This window comes from Roseomonas marmotae, from assembly GCF_017654485.1.
In the GTDB taxonomy this organism is placed as follows: Bacteria; Pseudomonadota; Alphaproteobacteria; order Acetobacterales; family Acetobacteraceae; genus Pseudoroseomonas; species Pseudoroseomonas marmotae.
On the sequence record NZ_CP061091.1, the window covers coordinates 3,522,340 to 3,540,305 of the forward strand.

At 70.5% G+C, this 17,966-nt stretch carries 21 protein-coding genes; 14 read left to right on the forward strand and 7 right to left on the reverse strand.

The genetic code is table 11. The features are described from left to right. Nucleotides 1–158: 158 nt before the first annotated feature. From galU to IAI58_RS16670, 4 genes are all read left to right on the forward strand, one after another. Nucleotides 159–1,028, forward strand: a complete 870-nt coding sequence (gene galU, locus IAI58_RS16655) for a UTP--glucose-1-phosphate uridylyltransferase GalU (RefSeq protein ID WP_207444764.1) — start codon at nt 159–161, stop codon at nt 1,026–1,028. Nucleotides 1,029–1,038: 10 nt separating this feature from the next. Next, a complete protein-coding gene (locus tag IAI58_RS16660) occupies nt 1,039–2,343 on the forward strand; it encodes a UDP-glucose dehydrogenase family protein (RefSeq protein ID WP_207444763.1) in 1,305 nt (434 codons plus the stop codon). Between the two features lie 23 nt (nt 2,344–2,366). Then, nucleotides 2,367–3,779, forward strand: a complete 1,413-nt coding sequence (gene pgmG / locus IAI58_RS16665) for a phosphoglucomutase/phosphomannomutase PgmG (protein WP_207444762.1) — start codon at nt 2,367–2,369, stop codon at nt 3,777–3,779. 70 nt (nt 3,780–3,849) lie between these two features. After that, on the forward strand, nt 3,850–4,122 hold the full coding sequence (locus IAI58_RS16670; RefSeq protein WP_207444761.1) for a hypothetical protein: 273 nt from the start codon (nt 3,850–3,852) through the stop codon (nt 4,120–4,122). On the opposite strand, the gene IAI58_RS16675 is transcribed toward IAI58_RS16670, so the two are convergent. After that, entirely contained in the window at nt 4,112–4,711 is a 600-nt protein-coding gene (locus IAI58_RS16675) for a LysE family transporter (RefSeq protein WP_208775996.1), read from the reverse strand. The genes IAI58_RS16670 and IAI58_RS16675 overlap by 11 nt on opposite strands. Nucleotides 4,712–4,903: 192 nt before the next feature. Continuing rightward, nucleotides 4,904–5,764, reverse strand: a complete 861-nt coding sequence (locus tag IAI58_RS16680; protein WP_207444759.1) for a DMT family transporter — start codon at nt 5,762–5,764, stop codon at nt 4,904–4,906. A 171-nt stretch (nt 5,765–5,935) separates the two neighbouring features. Here IAI58_RS16680 and IAI58_RS16685 point away from each other — a divergent pair, with 171 nt between their 5' ends. Both IAI58_RS16685 and IAI58_RS16690 read left to right on the forward strand, forming a co-directional pair. After that, nucleotides 5,936–7,042 (forward strand): DSD1 family PLP-dependent enzyme, encoded by a 1,107-nt coding sequence (locus tag IAI58_RS16685; protein ID WP_207444758.1) that lies wholly within the window; start codon nt 5,936–5,938, stop codon nt 7,040–7,042. Nucleotides 7,043–7,152: 110 nt separating this feature from the next. Continuing rightward, complete coding sequence (locus IAI58_RS16690) at nt 7,153–7,353, forward strand: hypothetical protein (protein ID WP_207444757.1); 201 nt, start codon at nt 7,153–7,155, stop codon at nt 7,351–7,353. Between the two features lie 4 nt (nt 7,354–7,357). Here IAI58_RS16690 and IAI58_RS16695 read toward each other — a convergent pair whose 3' ends face one another. Continuing rightward, nucleotides 7,358–8,434 (reverse strand): AGE family epimerase/isomerase, encoded by a 1,077-nt coding sequence (locus IAI58_RS16695; protein ID WP_207444756.1) that lies wholly within the window; start codon nt 8,432–8,434, stop codon nt 7,358–7,360. A gap of 150 nt (nt 8,435–8,584) precedes the next feature. Here IAI58_RS16695 and hisF point away from each other — a divergent pair, with 150 nt between their 5' ends. The 6 genes from hisF (at nt 8,585) to IAI58_RS16725 (ending at nt 13,449) form a co-directional block, all read left to right on the forward strand. Next, entirely contained in the window at nt 8,585–9,364 is a 780-nt protein-coding gene (gene hisF, locus IAI58_RS16700) for an imidazole glycerol phosphate synthase subunit HisF (protein ID WP_207444755.1), read from the forward strand. A 3-nt stretch (nt 9,365–9,367) separates the two neighbouring features. Then, the gene (locus IAI58_RS16705) at nt 9,368–9,925 is read left to right on the forward strand and encodes a phosphoribosyl-ATP diphosphatase (RefSeq protein ID WP_207444754.1); all 558 of its coding nucleotides are present in this window, start codon (nt 9,368–9,370) and stop codon (nt 9,923–9,925) included. Between the two features lie 18 nt (nt 9,926–9,943). After that, the gene (locus IAI58_RS16710; RefSeq protein ID WP_207444753.1) at nt 9,944–10,336 is read left to right on the forward strand and encodes a histidine triad nucleotide-binding protein; all 393 of its coding nucleotides are present in this window, start codon (nt 9,944–9,946) and stop codon (nt 10,334–10,336) included. A 62-nt stretch (nt 10,337–10,398) separates the two neighbouring features. Then, nucleotides 10,399–11,250, forward strand: a complete 852-nt coding sequence (locus IAI58_RS16715; protein WP_207444752.1) for a SirB1 family protein — start codon at nt 10,399–10,401, stop codon at nt 11,248–11,250. A gap of 175 nt (nt 11,251–11,425) precedes the next feature. Next, nucleotides 11,426–12,802 carry a chromate efflux transporter gene (gene chrA / locus IAI58_RS16720; protein ID WP_207444751.1) on the forward strand — a complete coding sequence of 459 codons (1,377 nt, stop codon included), beginning with the start codon at nt 11,426–11,428 and terminating at the stop codon, nt 12,800–12,802. A gap of 17 nt (nt 12,803–12,819) precedes the next feature. Continuing rightward, nucleotides 12,820–13,449, forward strand: a complete 630-nt coding sequence (locus IAI58_RS16725) for a LysE family translocator (protein ID WP_207444750.1) — start codon at nt 12,820–12,822, stop codon at nt 13,447–13,449. Nucleotides 13,450–13,453: 4 nt separating this feature from the next. On the opposite strand, the gene IAI58_RS16730 is transcribed toward IAI58_RS16725, so the two are convergent. The 3 genes from IAI58_RS16730 to IAI58_RS16740 form a co-directional block, all read right to left on the reverse strand. Continuing rightward, nucleotides 13,454–14,041: an SH3 domain-containing protein gene (locus tag IAI58_RS16730; RefSeq protein ID WP_237182881.1), complete on the reverse strand. Its 588-nt coding sequence runs from the start codon at nt 14,039–14,041 to the stop codon at nt 13,454–13,456. Between the two features lie 425 nt (nt 14,042–14,466). Next, entirely contained in the window at nt 14,467–14,823 is a 357-nt protein-coding gene (locus IAI58_RS16735) for a hypothetical protein (RefSeq protein ID WP_237182882.1), read from the reverse strand. Nucleotides 14,824–14,858: 35 nt separating this feature from the next. Further along, entirely contained in the window at nt 14,859–15,689 is an 831-nt protein-coding gene (locus IAI58_RS16740) for a HesA/MoeB/ThiF family protein (protein WP_207444749.1), read from the reverse strand. Nucleotides 15,690–15,991: 302 nt separating this feature from the next. Between IAI58_RS16740 and IAI58_RS16745 the strand changes: the two genes are divergently transcribed. Beyond that, entirely contained in the window at nt 15,992–16,735 is a 744-nt protein-coding gene (locus IAI58_RS16745; RefSeq protein ID WP_207444748.1) for a DUF1194 domain-containing protein, read from the forward strand. 31 nt (nt 16,736–16,766) lie between these two features. Here IAI58_RS16745 and IAI58_RS16750 read toward each other — a convergent pair whose 3' ends face one another. Further along, nucleotides 16,767–17,171, reverse strand: coding sequence for a DUF3775 domain-containing protein (locus IAI58_RS16750; RefSeq protein ID WP_207444747.1), 405 nt, complete (start codon nt 17,169–17,171; stop codon nt 16,767–16,769). A 353-nt stretch (nt 17,172–17,524) separates the two neighbouring features. Between IAI58_RS16750 and IAI58_RS16755 the strand changes: the two genes are divergently transcribed. Next, complete coding sequence (locus IAI58_RS16755) at nt 17,525–17,788, forward strand: hypothetical protein (protein ID WP_207444746.1); 264 nt, start codon at nt 17,525–17,527, stop codon at nt 17,786–17,788. Nucleotides 17,789–17,966: the final 178 nt, after the last annotated feature.

The window sequence follows — 17,966 nt, forward strand, 5'->3', positions numbered from 1 at the left end:
CCTTTTCTCGAAAATTTCAGCGCATCCGTGCGTTACGGGCGCATGTGGGGCGATTGCCGCCATCCCTGCCCCATGGCAATGCTGCGCACGGCCACGATTTCGCCGCCATGAGGCTGTGGATAGCAGGATCGCCAGCCACTGAAGAGGAACCAGCACCGGTGACGAAACCGCTGAAGAAGGCCGTACTGCCCGTTGCCGGCCTGGGCACCCGCTTCCTGCCCGCCACCAAGGCGCTGGCGAAGGAAATGCTGCCGGTCGTCGACAGGCCGCTGATCCAGTATGCCGTGGACGAGGCCCGCGCCGCCGGGATCGAGCAGTTCTGCTTCGTGACGGGCCGCGGCAAGACCGCCATCGTCGAGCATTTCGACGTCGCCTACGAGCTGGAGCGCACCCTGGCCGAGCGCGGCAAGCAGAAGGAGCTCGACGAGCTGCGCGCCATGGCGGTCGAGCCCGGCAATATCACCACCGTGCGCCAGCAGGTGCCGATGGGCCTGGGCCATGCCATCTGGTGCGCCCGCACCTTTATCGGCAACGACCCCTTCGCCATCCTGCTGCCCGACGACCTGATGCAGTGCGATGTCCCCTGCACCAAGCAGCTGGCCGATGCCTATATGGAGACCGGCGGCAACGTGGTGGCCGTCGAGGAAGTGCCGATGGAGCGCGTCAACAAGTATGGCGTGCTGGATATCAAGGAGGACAAGGGCCGGCTCGTCTCCGTGAAGGGGCTGGTGGAGAAGCCTTCGATCGACAAGGCGCCCTCCAACCTCACGGTCATCGGCCGCTATGTGCTGATGCCGGAGGTGATCCCCTTCCTCTCCCTGATGGAGAAGGGCGCCGGTGGCGAGGTGCAGCTGACCGACGCCATGGCCAAGCTGATCGCGACCCAGCCCTTCCATGGGCTGCGCTACGAGGGCCGCCGCTTCGACTGCGGCGACAAGATCGGATACCTGGAGGCCCAGCTTGCCTTCGCGCTCTCCCGGCCGGACCTGGCCGAGGCTGTACGTGCCTTCCTGCCACGTTACATGTGAGGCCTGACCCATGCGCATCGCAATGCTCGGAGCTGGCTATGTCGGCCTTGTCTCCGCCGCCTGTTTCGCTGAATTCGGCGTCGATGTCTGTGTCGTCGATACCGATCCCTCCAAGGTCGAGGCGCTGCGCGGGGGCCGCATCCCCATCTATGAGCCCGGCCTGGACCGGCTGGTGGAGGAGAATGCGCGCGATGGCCGGCTGCATTTCACCACCGACCTGAAGGAAGCCATCAAGGGCGCGGATGCCGTCTTCCTGGCCGTGGGCACGCCGACCCGGCGTGGCGACGGCCATGCGGACCTGACCTATGTCTTCGCCGCGGCCGAGCAGGTGGCACGTGCGGCCGAGGGCCCGCTGGTGCTGGTGACGAAATCCACCGTCCCCGTCGGCACGGGCGCCAAGGTGAAGGAGATCGTCCGCCGCGTCCGCCCGGAGCTGGAGATCGAGGTCGCCTCCAACCCCGAATTCCTGCGCGAGGGCAGCGCCATCGGCGATTTCATGCGGCCGGACCGCGTGGTGATCGGTATCGATTCGGAGCGGGCCTCGCAGGTGCTGAAGCGCCTCTACCGCCCGCTCTACCTGATCGAGACGCCGGTGGTGCAGACCAGCATCGAGACCGCCGAGCTGATCAAATACGCCTCCAACGCCTTCCTGGCGGTGAAGATCACCTTCATTAACCAGATGGCCGATCTTTGCGAGAAGGCCGGCGCCAACGTCCATGACGTTGCCCGCGGCATGGGGCTCGATGGCCGCATCGGCCGCAAGTTCCTGCATGCCGGGCCGGGCTATGGCGGCTCCTGCTTCCCCAAGGACACGCTGGCGCTCGCCCGCACCGCTCAGGAACTGGGCGCGCCCGCCACCATCGTCGAGCAGACCATCGCCGCCAACGAAGCCCGCAAGGAGCAGATGGCGCAGCGCGTCATCGATGCCTGCGGCGGCAGCGTGCAGGGCAAGACCATCGCCGTCTTCGGCCTGACCTTTAAGCCCGAGACGGACGACATGCGCGATGCGCCCTCGCTCGTCATCGTGCCCGCGCTGATGAAGGCCGGCGCGCAACTGCGCGCCTATGACCCGCAATCCGCCCATGCCCGGCAATCCATGCCGGATGGCGTGCATTTCGCGTCCAGCGCGCTGGACGCGGCGCGCGACGCCGATGCGCTGGTGCTGATCACCGAATGGAACGAGTTCCGCGCCATCTCCCCCGACAAGCTGAAGTCCACGATGCGCGGCAACGTGGTCTGCGATCTGCGTAACGTTTGGGACCCGGCCCAGATGCGGGAGGCCGGCTTCGCCTACTCCTCCATCGGCCGCCCGTGACCGCTCCTCAGGGGACAACCGGCATGACCACCTTCCGCCATGATTTCCATCCGACCTCGCTGCGCGAATACGATATCCGCGGCGTGGTCGGAAAAACCCTCTCGGGCGCGGACGCCTTCGCCATCGGCCGCTGCTTCGGCAGCATCGTGGCCCGCGAAGGCGGAAAGAAGGTGGCGGTCGGCTATGACGGCCGCCTCTCCTCCCCCGATCTCGAGCAGCAGCTGGTCGCCGGCCTCGTCGCCTGCGGGCTGGAAGTGGCGCGCATCGGCTGCGGCCCCACGCCGATGCTCTATTTCGCCAGCTACGAGCTGAAGGCCGATGGCGCCGTGATGGTGACCGGCAGCCACAATCCGCCGGACTACAACGGCTTCAAGATGATGCTGGGCAAGAAGCCCTTCTTCGGGCCGCAGATCCAGCAGATCGGCCAGATGGCCGCCAGCGGCGACGTGGTGGCGGAAGCCTCCGGCTCCTCTACCCGGGTCGATGTCTCCGACGCCTATGTCGCCCGCATCCTGCAGGACTATGACGGTGGCGACCGCGCGCTGAAGGTGGTCTGGGACCCCGGCAACGGCTCGGGCGCCGAGATCACCAGGCGCCTCGCGGACAAGCTGCCGGGCAGCCACACCGTCATCAACGGCGAGATCGACGGCCGCTTCCCCAACCACCATCCCGACCCGACGGTGCTGAAGAACCTCGAGCAGATCATCGCCGAGGTGAAGAAGCAGGGCGCCGATCTCGGCATCGCCCTCGACGGCGACGCCGACCGCATCGGCGCGGTGGATGGCGAGGGCAACATGCTCTTCGGCGACCAGCTGCTGGTGGTGCTGGCGCGGGACGTGCTGAAGCAGCATCCGGGCGGCACCATCATCGCCGACGTCAAGGCATCCCAGGTGCTCTTCGACGAGGTGGCCAAGGCCGGCGGCAATCCGCTGATGTGGAAGACCGGCCACAGCCTGATCAAGGCGAAGATGGCGGAGACCAAGGCGCCGCTGGCCGGCGAGATGTCCGGCCATATCTTCTTCGCCGACAAGTGGTACGGCTTCGATGACGCGCTCTATTCCGCCGTGCGCCTGCTGGGCATCGTGGCCCGCGCAGACGAGAGCCTGGCGCAGATGCGCGACGCCCTGCCCAAGGTGATCAACACGCCCGAGCTGCGCTTCAACTGCCCGGACGAGCGCAAGTTCGGCGTCATCCGGGAGGTGAAGTCCCGCCTCGCCACCTCCGGTGCCAATGTGCAGGATGTCGATGGCGTGCGCGTGCTGACCGAGGATGGCTGGTGGCTGCTGCGTGCCTCCAATACCCAGGCGGTGCTGGTGGCGCGGGCCGAGGCCAAGACCGAGGAAGGGCTGGAGCGCCTGAAGGCCCTGCTGGCCGAGCAGCTGGAGGCTTCCGGCCTGCAGGCGCCGGATTTCTCCGGCGAGAACGCCGGGCACTGAGGCCGCTCTCCCCGGCATGCCGTCCCTTGGGGCGGCGTGCCGGTCCGGCGTCCCGGGCAGGAACCGAGCGATGTTCAAGGCACTGACCACGGCCATCACCCGGATGCGCGTGCTGATGAACCAGGGCGAGCAGGTGGCGGTCGAATACCCGCCCGGCCATACCGGCAATATCGTCGGTGGCGGCGCCACCCGCACCGAGGGCAATGGCGAATCCCTGCACATCCACCATGAGGATGCCGCCTTCGCCCGCCCCGCCCCCGGCATTCCCGTCTTCACGGGCGGGTCCGAGGGCGATGTCACTTACCTGCCGGTGGATGGCGGGGGAACGAACCCTAGGACATAAATCCTCTCACCCGCGCCAGGGCCAGGGTGCCATGGGCGGTCAGCATCATGCCGACGACCTGGTTCAGCCAGAGCAGCAGCTGCGGCCGCAGCCAGGGCCGCAGCAGTGCCACGCCGCCGCTGAGGCAGCCCCACCACAGCAGCGCCGCCAGCAGCATTCCCCCCAGCAGCCCCGGCGCGTCGCCGCCCAGATGCGGGGACAGGCGCGAGACCGTCAGCACCAGCGGCATCGGCGCGGTGGCATGCAGCGCCGCGGCGGAAAGATAGGCCGCCAGCGGCGTGAGGCTGGCATCACGCCCCTGCTTCCGGCGCATCAGAATGCGCGCGGCCGCGAGCAGCAGGAAGACTCCGCTGAGGATATCAGTGACTTTCTCATCCGCGCCGCTCCATTCCGGCAGGCTCCCCAGCCCGAGCAGGATCAAGGCGCCATAACCCAGTTGCACCGTGGTCGCGCCGAGCCCGGTGCAGAAGCCGATCCGCATCCCCGCCGCGAAGCTCCGCTGGATACAGAGCAGACCCATGGGCCCGACGGGCGTGAGGATGGAGAAGCCCAGCGCGAGGCCAACAAACAGGGGCGTGTCGCTCATCATGATCACCTCTCCGTCTGAGTGCCATGGCGGTCCGCCGCGGACGAGCCCCTGGCCCCGGCGGGGGCGGGCGCGGAAGCCGCGTCGTCTCGCCCTCGCCCGTCTTTAGGAACTTTGGCCTATCAATCAGAACGAATCAAGAACGCAGCAGTCCGCGCGGCATCACGCCTTCGCGCGGAGCCTGGCCGGGCGGCTTCAGGCGCCTGCCCGGTCCCGCCGGAAGGTGAAGAAGCCGGAGAGGATGATGATGGCGACGCCCAGGGCCATCATGTTGTCCAGCCTGTCGCCGAAGACGAGGTAGCCGAGCACGATGGCCCAGATCATCTGGCTGTATTGCGCCGGCGCCACCAGGCTGGCGGGGATGCGGGCGGAGGCCAGCATCACCAGCAGGTTTCCGGCCGCCGCCAGCAGCCCGTAGCCCAGCAGCCAGACCCACTGCATCGGCGTCGGCCAGACGAAATGGGGCAGCATCAGCAGCCCGCCGGCCAGGATCGGCCCCAGCAGCCCGGCGCCGTAGAGCGACATGCGCTTCTCCGTGTGCCCGAAGGCGCGCATGGCCACCACCGTCACCGCGCCAGAGAGCCCGGCGACCAGCGCGCCGAGATGGCCGATATTCAGTTCCCGGAAGCCGGGGCGCAGCACCACCAGCACGCCCAGGAAGCCCATCAGCACCGCCAGCCAGCGCCGCCAGCCCACGCGCTCGCGCAGGAAGAGGACGGAGAGGATGGTGACGAAGGTCGGCATCAGGAAGAGCAGGCAGAAGGCCTCGGCCATCGGCAGATGCGTGAAGGCCGTGACGCTGCCGATGCTGTTGCTGACCGCGGCCCCCGCGCGCACGAACCACATGACCCGGTTGTTGGCATGCACGACGTCGCGCAGCCGCTCGCCCCGGCGGCGCAGCAGCGGCAGGGCCAGCAGGCCGGAGAGCGCGCCGAAGAACACCACCTCATAGGCGCTGAGCGCGCCGCCCAGCAGCTTCACGGAGGCATCGCTGATGGCATAGGCGGAGAAGGCCAGGAAGGCGAGCAGGATTCCCTGCGACGCGGATCGGTCCATGCGGCACCAGAATTAGGGATGGCGTGATCTCGCCCAGCCTGACTCGCTTCGCCAGTGCGGGAATCATAAAAACTCCGCGTCACGCCTTCATGACTTCGCGCGCCGATGACGGGCTGAGCCCGGCGCCGAAGCTGCTATGCTCCGCCGGACGATTCGCTACAGGAGCACGCCATGCTGCAACGCCCGCCCGCCGAACCCGGCATGCGCGAGGAAGAGGTGGATACCCCCGCCCTGATCCTCGATCTCGATGCCTTCGAGGCGAATCTGGATGCCATGGCCGGCTTCCTGGCGCCCACCGGCACGAAGCTGCGCGCCCATGCCAAGACGCATAAGTCCTCCATCATCGCGCTGGAGCAGATGAAGCGCGGCGCTGTCGGCCAATGCGTGCAGAAGGTAGCGGAGGCCGAGGCCCTGGCCTGGGGCGGCGTGCCGGATATCCTGGTCAGCAACGAGGTCGTCTCCCCGCGCAAGCTGGCGCGGCTGATGGCCCTCTCCCGCATCGCCCGCGTCGCGCTCTGCACGGATCATGAGGCCGGGATCGCGCTGGCCGAGCAGGCGGCCGAGGCGGCGGGGCAGCGCCTGCGGATGCTGGTGGAAATTGATGTCGGCGCCGCCCGCTGCGGCGTGCAGCCCGGCCCCGCGGCGGTGGCACTGGCGCAGCGGATCGCCGCCAGCCCGCACCTGATCTTCGGCGGGCTGCAGGCCTATCACGGCAGCGCGCAGCACCAGCGCAGCCCGGAGCAGCGCGCCGCCACCATCGCCGGCGCGGTGGAGCAGACCCGCCGCACGGTGGAGCAGCTGCGCCAGCAGGGACTGGATTGCGGGATCGTCGGCGGCGCCGGCACGGGCACCTTCCGGCATGAGGCCACCAGCGGCGTCTATACGGAGATCCAGGCAGGCTCCTACGCCCTGATGGATGCCGATTACGCCGCCAATGAGGATGCGCCGCCCTTCCGCCACGCGCTCTTCGTGCTGACGCAGGTGATGAGCACGCCGCATGACGGGCTGGTGGTGGTCGATGCCGGCCACAAGGCCATCCCGACCGATTCCGGCTTCCCCAGGCCCTGGCAGCGGCCGGGCCTGCGCTATGCCGGCGCCTCGGACGAGCACGGCAATATCCTAGTGGAAGGCGGCGCGGCGCCGAAGCTGGGCGAGACCCTGCGGCTGGTGCCTGGCCATTGCGACCCGACGGTGGACCGCTACGACTGGTATGTCGGGGTCCGCAAGGGCCGGGTGGAATGCCTCTGGCCCGTGGCGGCACGGGGAGCCATGCAGTAGAGGGGCGGTTAAGAACAATATTTCCCAGTTCGCGTCAAGCAACAAACTCATTGCAGGGGCGTTGAACCGGTAAGCGTCTCCAAGGCGCACCGCAGGAACCGGAGTACCGGATGTTCATCGCCCCCTTTACGCGCCTGACCACATTGGATCTGTCAGACACTGCCCGCCTCGGCATCAAGGAGGCCGCCCGCCAGGCCGCGCTGCTGCGGGTGCCCGGCCACGACTTCGGCCATGGCACGCGCCTGACGGAACTCGCCTCCCATGCCCCGCCGGCCGGACCCGGCCCCCGCGATCATGGGGAGGAGGATTAGGCGTTCAGCGCGGCGCCAGCGCCGCCGCTTCCAGGATGCCGCAGGTCAGGTGGTAGAGGCTGCTGGCCGGCGCTGCTTCCGTGCTGAAGGCACCACCGGGCAGCCGCCGTTCGTGCCAGAGCCCATCCGGCCGCAGATAGGCTGACAGGGCCGCCTCGGCCGCTGCCAGCCGCTCCGGCCGGAAGGGCCGCCGCAGGGCCTCGGATTTCAGCCGCTCGGTCTGCGGCCAGAGCCGCGCCCCCGCCTCCAGCACCCGCCCATCCGGCGCCAGGGCGTCCCGCAAGGCGCCGCTGCTGGCATCCTCGCCATGGCGGTCCACGAAATCCTGCAGAATGGCGGCCTCGGCCGGTACCGGCCCCCGCGTCAGCCGGGCGTGGCGGTGCAGCAGCCAGATCCATTCGCAATGATGGCCGGGTTCAACCACCGCCGGCTCCGCCGCCCGCCAGTCCTCGCCGAAGAATTCCAGCAGCGCGCCACCGCGCAGGAAGCGCTCGCGGAACAGCGCCACCAGCGGCGTGGCGCGCTCCAGGAAGCACGTCTCGCCGAAAGCCTCGGCGGCGGCCAGCCGGGCCTCCAGAAGGTGCATATGCGGGTTCTGCCGGCGCGGCAGACCGGGCGGCAGGCTCTCCACATAACCGCCGGCCGGATGGGCCATGGCGGACTCGATGAAATCGTCGAGCGCCATGGCCGGCCCGCGCAGCGCCGCCGCCGGCAGGATGGCCGTGGCGGCGGACAGGGCCAGCAGCACGAAGGCCTGGTCGTAGAGGTCGATTCGCGCATCCGTCACGCGCCCCTGACGGTCGAAGCGCCAGGCATAGCCGCCGCCGGGCAGCGCGGCGCGGCGGCGCAGGAAATCGACGCCCAGCTCCACCGCCCCCGCCGCGCGGGGCAGGCCATGGCGATGCGCCTGGGCGAAGACATAGACCTGCCGCGCCGCGACGCGAAGGCGCCGGTAATCCAGCGGGCAGTCCAGCCGGTCAAGCGTCAGGCTTTCCTCGAAGGCGCCGGCCTGCCAATCCACCCCATGCGCCAGCCAGAGCGGCCATGCCGCGCCTGCCAGCCAACCCTTCAGACCGGACATGCCGTCCCGCTCCCCATCCATGGCGCGCGGTTACGGCGGGCCCACGACCCTGTCAAAGCCCAGCACACGATCCGCTCTTGACCACGCGCGCGGCGCGGCGCATCGCCCTTGTTTCCCGTTGAACCCCAGGAAGGCCCGGACCTCCAGCCCATGCTCGCACTGCGCGTCATCCCCTGCCTGGACGTGAAGGACGGCCGCGTCGTGAAGGGCGTGAATTTCGTCTCCCTCCGCGATGCCGGCGACCCGGTGGAGCAGGCCCGCACCTATGACCGGGAGGGGGCGGACGAGATCACCTTCCTCGATATCGGCGCGACGCATGAGAACCGCGACACGATGTATGACGTCATCGCCCGCACGGCGGCCGAGGTCTTCATCCCCCTGACCGTCGGCGGCGGCGTCCGCAGCGTCGAGGATGTCCGCAAGCTGCTGCTGGCGGGCGCCGACAAGGCCAGCATCAATTCCGCCGCCGTCACCGACCCCGACCTGGTGCGCCGCGCCGCCCAGGCCTTCGGCAGCCAGGCCATCACGGTGGCCATCGACGCCCGCCAGGTCTCCCCCGGCAAATGGGAGGTCTTCACCCATGGCGGCCGCAAGGGCACGGGCATCGACGCGCTGGACTGGGCCCGGCAGGTCGCCAGCCTGGGGGCCGGGGAACTGCTGGTGACCTCGATGGACCGGGACGGCACCAAATCGGGCTTCGACCTGGACCTGCTGCGCGCCATGCGCGCCGCCGTCCGGCTGCCGCTGGTGGCCTCGGGCGGGGTGGGCAAGGTCGAGCACTTCATCGAGGGCGCGCGCGCCGGGGCTACCGGCCTGCTCGCCGCCAGCGTGTTCCACTATGGCGAGATGCGTATCGCCGAGGCCAAGGCGGCGCTCGCCGCCGCTGGCCTGCCGGTGCGCCCACTGACAGACCGCAGGAAAGTCGCCTGAAGCATGGCTAAAGACTTGAAGAAGAAGGCGACGGGGAAACTCGCCGCCAAGCCCGCGGCCAAGAAGCCGGCCAAGAAGAAGGCCGCCCTGCCGCTGCCGCCGGATCTGGCCCCGGTCGTGCCCCCGGTCATCGCCAAGGCGCGCAAATCCGTCCGGAAGGTCGAGGCGCGCCACCTGCTGCCGCTGGACCTGCCGGCCACCGGCGATATCGAGGTGCTGCGCCGGCTGTGGGAGACAATCGAGAACCGCCGCGTTTCCGGCGATACCACCATCTCCCATTCCGCCCGGCTGCTGTCGCGCGGCACCGCCAAGGTGGCGCAGAAGCTGGGCGAGGAAGCGGTGGAATGCGTGATCGAGGCGACGCTGGGCAACCGCTCCGCCACGGTGCTGGAAAGCGCCGACCTGCTCTATCACCTGCTGGTGGTCTGGGTGGATGCCGGCATCCGGCCGGAGGAAGTCTGGGCCGAGCTGGTGCGGCGCGAGGGCATCTCCGGTATTGCCGAGAAGGCGGCCCGCCCCAAGGGCATCGTCCGCGCCGCCCAGACGACGAAAATCCCCTAAGCCAGAGGAACGTCCGCCATGCCTGTCTCCGGCCGCCCCCCTTATGACGAGGGCAATATCTTCGCCCGCATCCTGCGCGGCGAGATCCCGTCGCGGAAGGTGCATGAGGATGAATACGCCCTCGCCTTCCACGACATCGCGCCGCAGGCGGCGGTGCATGTGCTGGTAATCCCGAAGGGGCCCTATGTCTCGGTCGCCGACTTCTCGGTCGGGGCCCCGCCCGAGGCCATCGCCGGCTTCTGGCGCGCGGTGGCGGAGACGGCGCGCAAGCTGGGGCTGGAAGATGCCGGCTTTCGTGTGCTGACCAATATGGGCCATGACGCCGGGCAGGAAGTGCCGCATTTCCATGTGCATATCTTCGGCGGCCAGCCGCTGGGGCCGATGCTGGCCGGGCGCGGGCCCGGCGCCTGATCATGGCCGCCGGAACCGGCCGGGGACTTGAACCCGTCCCTCCGCGCCGCCATCCATTAAGGATGGATGCTGCCTCCTCCGTCGCGGAAGCCCGCGCGGCCCTGACCGCCGCCGGGCAATTGCCGGATGCCGAACTCGACCTCGCCGGCGTCGCGCTGCAATTCGCCAGGATCGACGCGCCGGAGGCCGATTGGCGGGCCGCCGCCGCCCATCTTTCCGACCTCGCCCGCCAGACCGTCACCGCCGCCGCCGCGGACAGCCAGGCCGATGCCGGCGACCCGCTGCGCCGGGCCGAGCTGCTGGCCTCCGTCCTCGCCCGCTTCGGCTATGAGGGCGACGAGACGAGCTACGACGACCCCGCCAATGCCAATCTGATCCGCGTCACGCAGCGGCGGCGCGGCCTGCCGGTGGCACTGGGGCTGCTCTGGCTGCATATCGCGGAAGCCGCCGGCTGGCCGGCCCATGGGCTGGATTTCCCTGGGCATTTCCTGCTGGGGGTGGAGGGGAGGCGCGGCGTCGTGGTCGTGGATCCCTTCCATGGCGGGCTGGTGCTGGAAGCTCCCGCCCTCCGCATGCTGCTGAAGCGCATCGAGGGCGAGCAGGCGGAGCTGCGCCCGGGCGTGCTGGCCTCCGTCGGCAAGCGCGCGGTGCTGCTGCGGCTGCAGAACAACATCAAGCTGCGCCGCCTGCATGACGGCGCGCTGGACGGCGCCCTGGCCTGCACCGAGGACATGCTGCGCCTGGCGCCCGATGCCGCCGCGCTTTGGCGCGAAGCCGCCGTGATGAACCAGCGGCTGGACCGCATCGGCAAGGCCCTGACCTGCCTCGACCGCTTCCTGGCACTGGTCCCGGAAGGCGAGGCCGCCGCCCGGGCCCGCGCCATGGCCACCGAACTGCGCCAGCGCCTGAACTGAGGGCGGGCCCCGCGCGGCCAAGCCCCTGCCCGGCCCTTCCACATAAATCTCGACGATCCCGGCGGCTTGACGCGGCGATGATGCTGTATGACGCCTTCTGTCGCCGGCAGCACCCCGCCGCCGGGGCACCTGTCCCGCCCAGTCCAGACGCCAGCCGGCCGGAGTATGGCTTGATATGAGTGACACCGCGCTGCGCCTGGCCACCCGGCCCGAGCCACCCGCCGGGGATGGTGCCGCCCTGCCCGGCTTCGCCGAGGCGCTGCGGGTCTGGCTGAAGGTCGGGCTGCTCTCCTTCGGCGGCCCCGCCGGGCAGATCGCCCTGCTGCACCGGGAGGTGGTGGACGAGCGACGCTGGGTCTCGGATGCCCGCTTCCTGCACGCGCTGAACTTCTGCACCCTGCTGCCGGGGCCGGAGGCGCAGCAGCTGGCCACCTATCTCGGCTGGCTGCTGCATGGCGTGCGCGGCGGCCTGGCGGCCGGGCTGCTCTTCGTGCTGCCGGGCATGGTGGTCATGCTCGGCCTCTCCATCCTCTACGCCACGCTGGGCCAGGTTCCGGCAGTGGCCGCGCTCTTCTACGGGCTGAAATGCGCGGTGCTGGTGCTGGTGCTGGAGGCGCTGCTGCGCGTCGCCCGGCGCGCCCTGCATACCGATGCTGCGTGGATGCTGGCCGCCGCCGCCTTCCTGGCGCTCTTCGCCTTCGGTCTTCCCTTCCCGGTCGTGGTGCTGTCCGCGGCCCTGCTCGGCTATGCGGCGCCGGGGGCCTTCCGCGGCGCCGGCCCTGGCACGGCCAGGGACGGCCCGCCCGCCATGCTGGATGCCGCCCTGGCCGCCGATCCCGGCCGCCTGGACCGCCTCACCGCCCGCGCCTGGCGCGCAGGCTGGGCCGCCCTCGCGCTCTGGCTGCTGCCGCTGGCGGCGCTGGCGCTGCTGGAGCAGGGTTTCTTCGCCGATATCGCCTGGTTCTTCTCCAAGATGGCAGTGGTGACGGTGGGCGGCGCCTATGCCGTGCTGGCCTATGTGGCGCAGGAGGCGGTGCAGGATTACGGCTGGCTGAACCCGCACCAGATGCTCGTCGGCCTCGGCCTGGCGGAGACCACGCCGGGCCCGCTGATCCTGGTCCTGCAATTCGTGGGCTTCATGGCGGGCTATGGCCAGGGCGGGTTGGCCTGGGGCGTCATGGCGGCACTGCTGACGGTCTGGGTCACCTTCGCGCCCTGCTTCGCCTTCATCTTCCTCGGCGCGCCCTATGTGGAACGGCTGCACAGCAACCGGAAGCTGGCCGGAGCCCTGGCCGCCGTGACGGCGGCGGTGGTGGGCGTCATCGCCAATCTGGCGCTCTGGTTCGGCCTGCGGGTGCTCTTCACCGAGATGCGCCCGGCGCGGCTGGGCCCGCTGGCCCTGGAACTGCCGCTGCCTGCCAGCCTGGACCCGCTGGCCCTGGCCCTGGCGGCGGTGGCGGCGCTTTGCCTCTTCGGATCGCGGCTGGGGCTGCTGGGCACCCTCGGCGTCACCGCCGGGCTGGGGCTGGCGGCGAAGCTCGCCATCGGCTGAGGGCGGGTGACGAGGCAATGAGCCCGACCCTCCTCTCCCTCACCGCCTTCGTGGCGGCGGCCTCCGTCTTCACCGTCACTCCGGGCATGGACACGGCCCTGGTACTGCGGACCTCCGGTGCTTCCGGCGCCCGCGCGGGGCTGGCGGCGGCCGGCGGCATCTGCCTCGGCCTGCTGGTCTGGGGCGTGGGTGCCGCCTTCGGTCTGACAGCCCTGCTGGCAGCCTCCGCCCTGGGCTTCGCCATCGTCACATGGGCAGGCGCGGCCTATCTGGTCTGGCTTGGCCTGAAGCTGCTGGCCCGGCCCCGTGTCCTCGTGGCGGAGGGGCCGCACCGCGCCGCCCCCGGCGCGCGGGAGGGCTTCCGCAACGGGCTGCTCACCAACCTGCTGAACCCGAAGGTCGGCGTCTTCTACGTGACCTCCCTGCCGCAGTTCATTCCGCAGGGGACGGGCGTCGCGGGTTTCTCACTGCTGCTGGCACTGGTGCATGTGGCCCTCACCCTCGCCTGGTTCTCGCTGCTGGTGGGCATGACCGTGCCGCTCGGCCGCTTCCTCTCGCAGCCGGGGGTGGTGCGGTGGCTGGACCGGCTGACCGGCTGCGTCTTCCTGGGCTTCGGGCTGAAGCTGGCGCTGGCGCAGCGCGGCTGACGCCTCAGTCGATCACCTCGTCCGGCGCCACGCCCCAGAAGTCGCTGCGGCGCAGCCAGCCGGAATGGTCGCCGATCCGCACCTCGCACCAAGCGCTGCCGGCGGCGCAGCGGCGGATGCGGCCGACCACGCCGGGCTGCAGATGCGCGACGATGCCGCTCTCGGCGGCAGCGGAACGCCGCAGCTCGCGCGGCTGCCCCACCACCACCAGCGTGCGGCGGCCGGCCAGGGTGGACTGGTGCACCCAGCCCTCGGTGCCGTCCATGTCGCGGATGCGGCGCCACTGGTTGTACTCGCGCAGCACCTCCACCGGCAGGTCGCGCCGCTGGTAGGTCCATTCGATGGGGAAGCGCGTATCCGGGCCGATACGCAGATTCACCTCATCCGACCGCAGCGCCACGAAGCGCGGCACCGGCAGGCCGGTGACGCTGCCGACGCCGGGATTGGGGTCCGGCGGCGGCTCGGCCCGCGCGGGCGGCGGTGCCATGGCGGCGCCGGCCGCGACGCCGGCGGCGGCCCCCGCCGCCGCCCCGGCCCGGTTGCGGGCATTGGGGGAGGCCGGGCGGCCGGTCTGCTGCGGCGCGCGCACCACGGGGCGGGGCGCCCCGCCGCCGCCGCGGGCGGTCGCGGGCGGGCCGCTGCTCCTGCGCCCGGGCCGGTGGCCTGGCGGGTGCCTGCGCCGGGCGCTGCTGCGCCGGGCTCTGCGCCTGGGGCCTGGCAGGGGTGGAGGGGTTCTGCGGCCGCGATGGCGGGGCCTGCATTTGCCCCTGCGCCGGGGCGGGCGCCACGCGCGGGGGTGGTGGTGGCGCGGCGGGGCGGGGTGGCGGCAGGCTGCCCTGCGAGGTGCCGAGCGAGGACTGACCCACCGCCGGCAGGGTTGAAAGAAGCAGGACGGGAAGCAGTAGGGATGAGGTCAGGCGAAGCCGGGGCATGGGGGGATCACGCGCAAAATGCGGCGCTCCGGTCAAGCCCCGGAGGCCGCCGCGCCGGAAGAATGCGCCCGGCGGCGGCCCGGCTTCAGAGAGCCAGCATCTGCCCCTGCCCCACCGCCGAGAGGAAGGTGACGATCCCCGCCACCTCCACCCCCCCGGCCAAGGCCTTGGCCGGGATGGCCTCGGCCCGCAGCCCGGCCTCGCAGGCGATGCGGCGGATGCCCAGCTCCACCGCCGCTTCCGCCAGGATGCCGATGCCCGCCACGCCGCGCCCGGCCAGCAGCGCCTCACGCGGGTCCGTCAGCAGGGGGTTGTCGCGCAGCAGCAGCCGGCAGCCGGCATTGGTGGCGAAGAGCACCACCGGCCGCCCCACCGCCGCCGCGCCGGTGGCCACCACCAGCGCGTAATGCGCCGCCTCATGCCCGCCGGAGCGCAGCAGCACTCCCAGCGGCGATCCTGATGGCAGGCCCGGCGGCGTCACGGCACGGAACAGGCCGGCGCCAGCGCGGCCCCGTCATGCGCCGAGAGGTCGCGGATGCGGGGCTGCTCGCCGCAGAGCGGGCAGGCCGGGTCGCGCTTCAGCCGGATGGTGCGGAAGCGCGCATCCAGCGCGTCCCAGAGCAGCAGGCGTCCGGCCAGGCTCTCGCCGATGCCCAGGATCTCCTTCAGCACCTCCGTGGCCTGCAGGGTGCCCATCACGCCCGTCACGGCGCCCAGCACCCCGGCCTCGGAACAGCTGGGCACCAGCCCCGGCGGCGGCGGCGCCGGGTGCAGGCAGCGATGGCAGGGGAAGGCGTGACCGGCATGCGACTTGAAGACCGAGAGCTGCCCTTCGAAGCGCAGCACGGAGGCCGTGACCAGCGTGCGCCCCAGCAGGTGGCAGGCATCGCCCACCAGGTAGCGGGTATCGAAATTGTCGGTGCCGTCGCAAACCAGGTCGTAGCGCGGGATCAGCGCCTCGGCGGCCGCGGCATCCAGGTGCCGGTCATGCACCTCCACCCGCACCTCCGGGTTCAGCCGCGCCAGAGCTTCCGCCACGCTCGCGGCCTTGTTCTGGCCGAGGCGGGTCATGTCATGCGCCACCTGCCGCTGCAGGTTGGACAGTTCCAGCCGGTCGTCATCCACCAGCCCGAGGGTGCCGACCCCCGCCGCCGCCAGATAGAGCGCGAGCGGCGAGCCGAGGCCCCCGGCGCCCACCACCAGCACCCGCGCCGCGCGCAGCCTGGCCTGGCCGATGGCGCCCACCTCCTGCAGCAGGATGTGGCGCGAATAGCGTTGCAGCTCGGCGTCGGTGAAATCCAGATCCATGCTCTGGCATATGAGGTGGCCCGGCGGGCCCGCGCAATGCCTGGGCACGCCCCGCATGGGCGCGCCTGTTCGGGCTTCGATGTTGCGGTCCGCTGGCCAGCCCCCCATGCTCGGGTTGCTCTGGTCCCCGCGCCGAAGGGAACCGGCCTGGCCGGTGGGAAGGGAACGGCGCTCCCCCTCCCAGAGCACTTCCCTGAATGTCCACCCGCACACGAGAGCTTGTGCGCCGGCTCATTTCGGAAACCTTGCGCCACGAGCGCCTGTTTTCGTTTGCTTACCTTCCAAGCAACAGGAGTAGGGCGATGCCTCCAGCGATCCTGCGGAGACGTGACCTGCTGGCGGCAGCGAGCCTCGCCGCGCTCCCGGCGCCGCTGCGGGCGGAAGACCAGGAGCCCGTCGATACGCTGCTGGTGCTGGCCATCGACATCTCCCGCTCCGTCGATGACGACGAGGCGAAGCTGCAGCGGGAGGGTTACCGCAACGGCGTCTCCGACCCCCGCGTGGTGGAGGCCATGCTGGGCGGCGTGCTGGGCAGCATCGGCCTCGCCTATGTCGAATGGGCGGGGATCGAGTATCAGCGGCTGGTGCTGCCCTGGCGCCGCATCGCCAGCCAGCGGGACGCCGCCGCCTGGGCGGAGGCCCTGGCCGAGGCACCGCGCAACTCCCTCTCCTGGACCTCGATCTCCGGCGCGCTGGAGTTCAGCGCCCAGGTGCTGGCCCAGGCGCCCTTCGAGGGCATCCGGCGCGTCATCGACGTTTCCGGCGATGGAGTGAACAATTCCGGCCCGCCGCCCGAGCCGGTCCGGGACCGCCTGGTGGCCGAGGGCATCATCATCAACGGCCTGCCCATCGTGAACGACCGTCCCACCTTCGGTCGCGGCCCCCGGCTGGCGCTGGACCAGTACTATAATGATTCCGTTATCGGCGGCACGGGGGCCTTCATGGTGGTGGCGGAGGATTTCCAGAGCTTCGGCGTCGCTGTGCGGCGCAAGCTGATCCGCGAGATCGCCGGCCTGCCCGGCGAGAGGGTGGAGCGGCTGGGCTGAGGGGCGCGGGCGCCCCTCCCCCCACTCTCCGTCAGCGCTCGATATCGTCGATGGACAGGCCGAAGGCCCCGAGCCCCTCGGCCAGCAGGTCGGCGGCAAGGTCCATCTGGATCAGGTATTCGGCGGTGCTGAGGCCCGCGCCGCGCTCCTTGGCCATCGCCACCGCCTCATCCCACTGCTCCGGCTCGTAATCGCCGCGGCCTACCCAGGCCAGCGCCACCAGCGCCGCCTGCTCATCCTCGTTCAGCTCCTCGATGAAGGCGTAGATCGTATCCTCGTCGAGTTGCTGATCCTCGTTCCCATCATCGGAGTCGCCGGCCTCATCCTCCTCGCTGCCTTCCTCCTGCAGGGCGCGCAGGTGGTCGACGACCGTCGCCACCGTCTCGACGCTGATGCCAAGGTCGAAATCGTCATCATCGCCTGTCGTGTCGCTCATGCGGCTTGCCTCCTCTGGCCCTGGTCCTGTGCCGTGGCACCCCCCCAACTCGGCAGAAGGCATTCGGCTGCATCCTCGCACCAAATCTAGCGGTGGCGCCCCCCGCGCGGCACCGCCACTTGAATCCTGGGGTGAGGAAGATTCCTGCTCACGCCAAGGATATCAGATACCTCGCAACAACTCTTCATACGGTGCGTTGAGAAAACATGCGCCCGTCGTCCTTCCCCCAGGTGGCGGCTGCGGTTTTTGCCATGGCCCTGGTCGTGGCGCCGCATTCCGTCCCATCCCCCCCGCCCGCCCTCCCGGCGCCGTCCCCCACGGCCCAGGGGCGCCTCGAAACCGGATTCTCCCTCGTGGACACATCCACCATCAGCACCCGGCTGGCCCCCGACACGCCGGGCTGCGAGGAAATGGGCCTTTCCGGCCGCTTGCCGGCCCACCGTCTGGTCGCCGAGCAGCTGCCCCGTGACGGCGGCGCCAAGCAGCAGGCCCGCCCGCGCAAGGACAATCCGGTGGTGGCTCCGCAGACCCTCCGCCCCGCCATGCACATGTGCGTGGTGAACCGTTTCGACCCGCGCGATAACGGCGGCGTGCACAAGGCCGTCTATCACCTCTGAACGGCTCCCGGCGGCCCTCGGATCTGGAGCGGCCACTTCTTCGGCTCGCGGCGTGGCGGGGCTGCCCTGCGCCTCCCGCCGGGGTGTGATGTCGTTAAGGCTCGCTTTTTCCGTTTCGAGCGCTTATCTGTGCGCCGCACAACAAGCCGCCCGGCGTCTCCCGCCCGGTCCTGCCCAA

What these genes read in the sequence shown, in the direction of transcription:
- IAI58_RS16660 (WP_207444763.1), top strand. Translation starts at nt 1,039, where the DNA reads ATGCGCATCGCAATGCTCGGAGCTGGCTATGTCGGCCTTGTCTCCGCC.
- pgmG (WP_207444762.1), top strand. Translation starts at nt 2,367, where the DNA reads ATGACCACCTTCCGCCATGATTTCCATCCGACCTCGCTGCGCGAATAC.
- IAI58_RS16670 (WP_207444761.1), top strand. Translation starts at nt 3,850, where the DNA reads ATGTTCAAGGCACTGACCACGGCCATCACCCGGATGCGCGTGCTGATG.
- IAI58_RS16675 (WP_208775996.1), bottom strand. Translation starts at nt 4,711, where the DNA reads ATGATGAGCGACACGCCCCTGTTTGTTGGCCTCGCGCTGGGCTTCTCC.
- IAI58_RS16680 (WP_207444759.1), bottom strand. Translation starts at nt 5,764, where the DNA reads ATGGACCGATCCGCGTCGCAGGGAATCCTGCTCGCCTTCCTGGCCTTC.
- IAI58_RS16685 (WP_207444758.1), top strand. Translation starts at nt 5,936, where the DNA reads ATGCTGCAACGCCCGCCCGCCGAACCCGGCATGCGCGAGGAAGAGGTG.
- IAI58_RS16690 (WP_207444757.1), top strand. Translation starts at nt 7,153, where the DNA reads ATGTTCATCGCCCCCTTTACGCGCCTGACCACATTGGATCTGTCAGAC.
- IAI58_RS16695 (WP_207444756.1), bottom strand. Translation starts at nt 8,434, where the DNA reads ATGTCCGGTCTGAAGGGTTGGCTGGCAGGCGCGGCATGGCCGCTCTGG.
- hisF (WP_207444755.1), top strand. Translation starts at nt 8,585, where the DNA reads ATGCTCGCACTGCGCGTCATCCCCTGCCTGGACGTGAAGGACGGCCGC.
- IAI58_RS16705 (WP_207444754.1), top strand. Translation starts at nt 9,368, where the DNA reads ATGGCTAAAGACTTGAAGAAGAAGGCGACGGGGAAACTCGCCGCCAAG.
- IAI58_RS16710 (WP_207444753.1), top strand. Translation starts at nt 9,944, where the DNA reads ATGCCTGTCTCCGGCCGCCCCCCTTATGACGAGGGCAATATCTTCGCC.
- IAI58_RS16715 (WP_207444752.1), top strand. Translation starts at nt 10,399, where the DNA reads ATGGATGCTGCCTCCTCCGTCGCGGAAGCCCGCGCGGCCCTGACCGCC.
- chrA (WP_207444751.1), top strand. Translation starts at nt 11,426, where the DNA reads ATGAGTGACACCGCGCTGCGCCTGGCCACCCGGCCCGAGCCACCCGCC.
- IAI58_RS16725 (WP_207444750.1), top strand. Translation starts at nt 12,820, where the DNA reads ATGAGCCCGACCCTCCTCTCCCTCACCGCCTTCGTGGCGGCGGCCTCC.
- IAI58_RS16740 (WP_207444749.1), bottom strand. Translation starts at nt 15,689, where the DNA reads ATGGATCTGGATTTCACCGACGCCGAGCTGCAACGCTATTCGCGCCAC.
- IAI58_RS16745 (WP_207444748.1), top strand. Translation starts at nt 15,992, where the DNA reads ATGCCTCCAGCGATCCTGCGGAGACGTGACCTGCTGGCGGCAGCGAGC.
- IAI58_RS16750 (WP_207444747.1), bottom strand. Translation starts at nt 17,171, where the DNA reads ATGAGCGACACGACAGGCGATGATGACGATTTCGACCTTGGCATCAGC.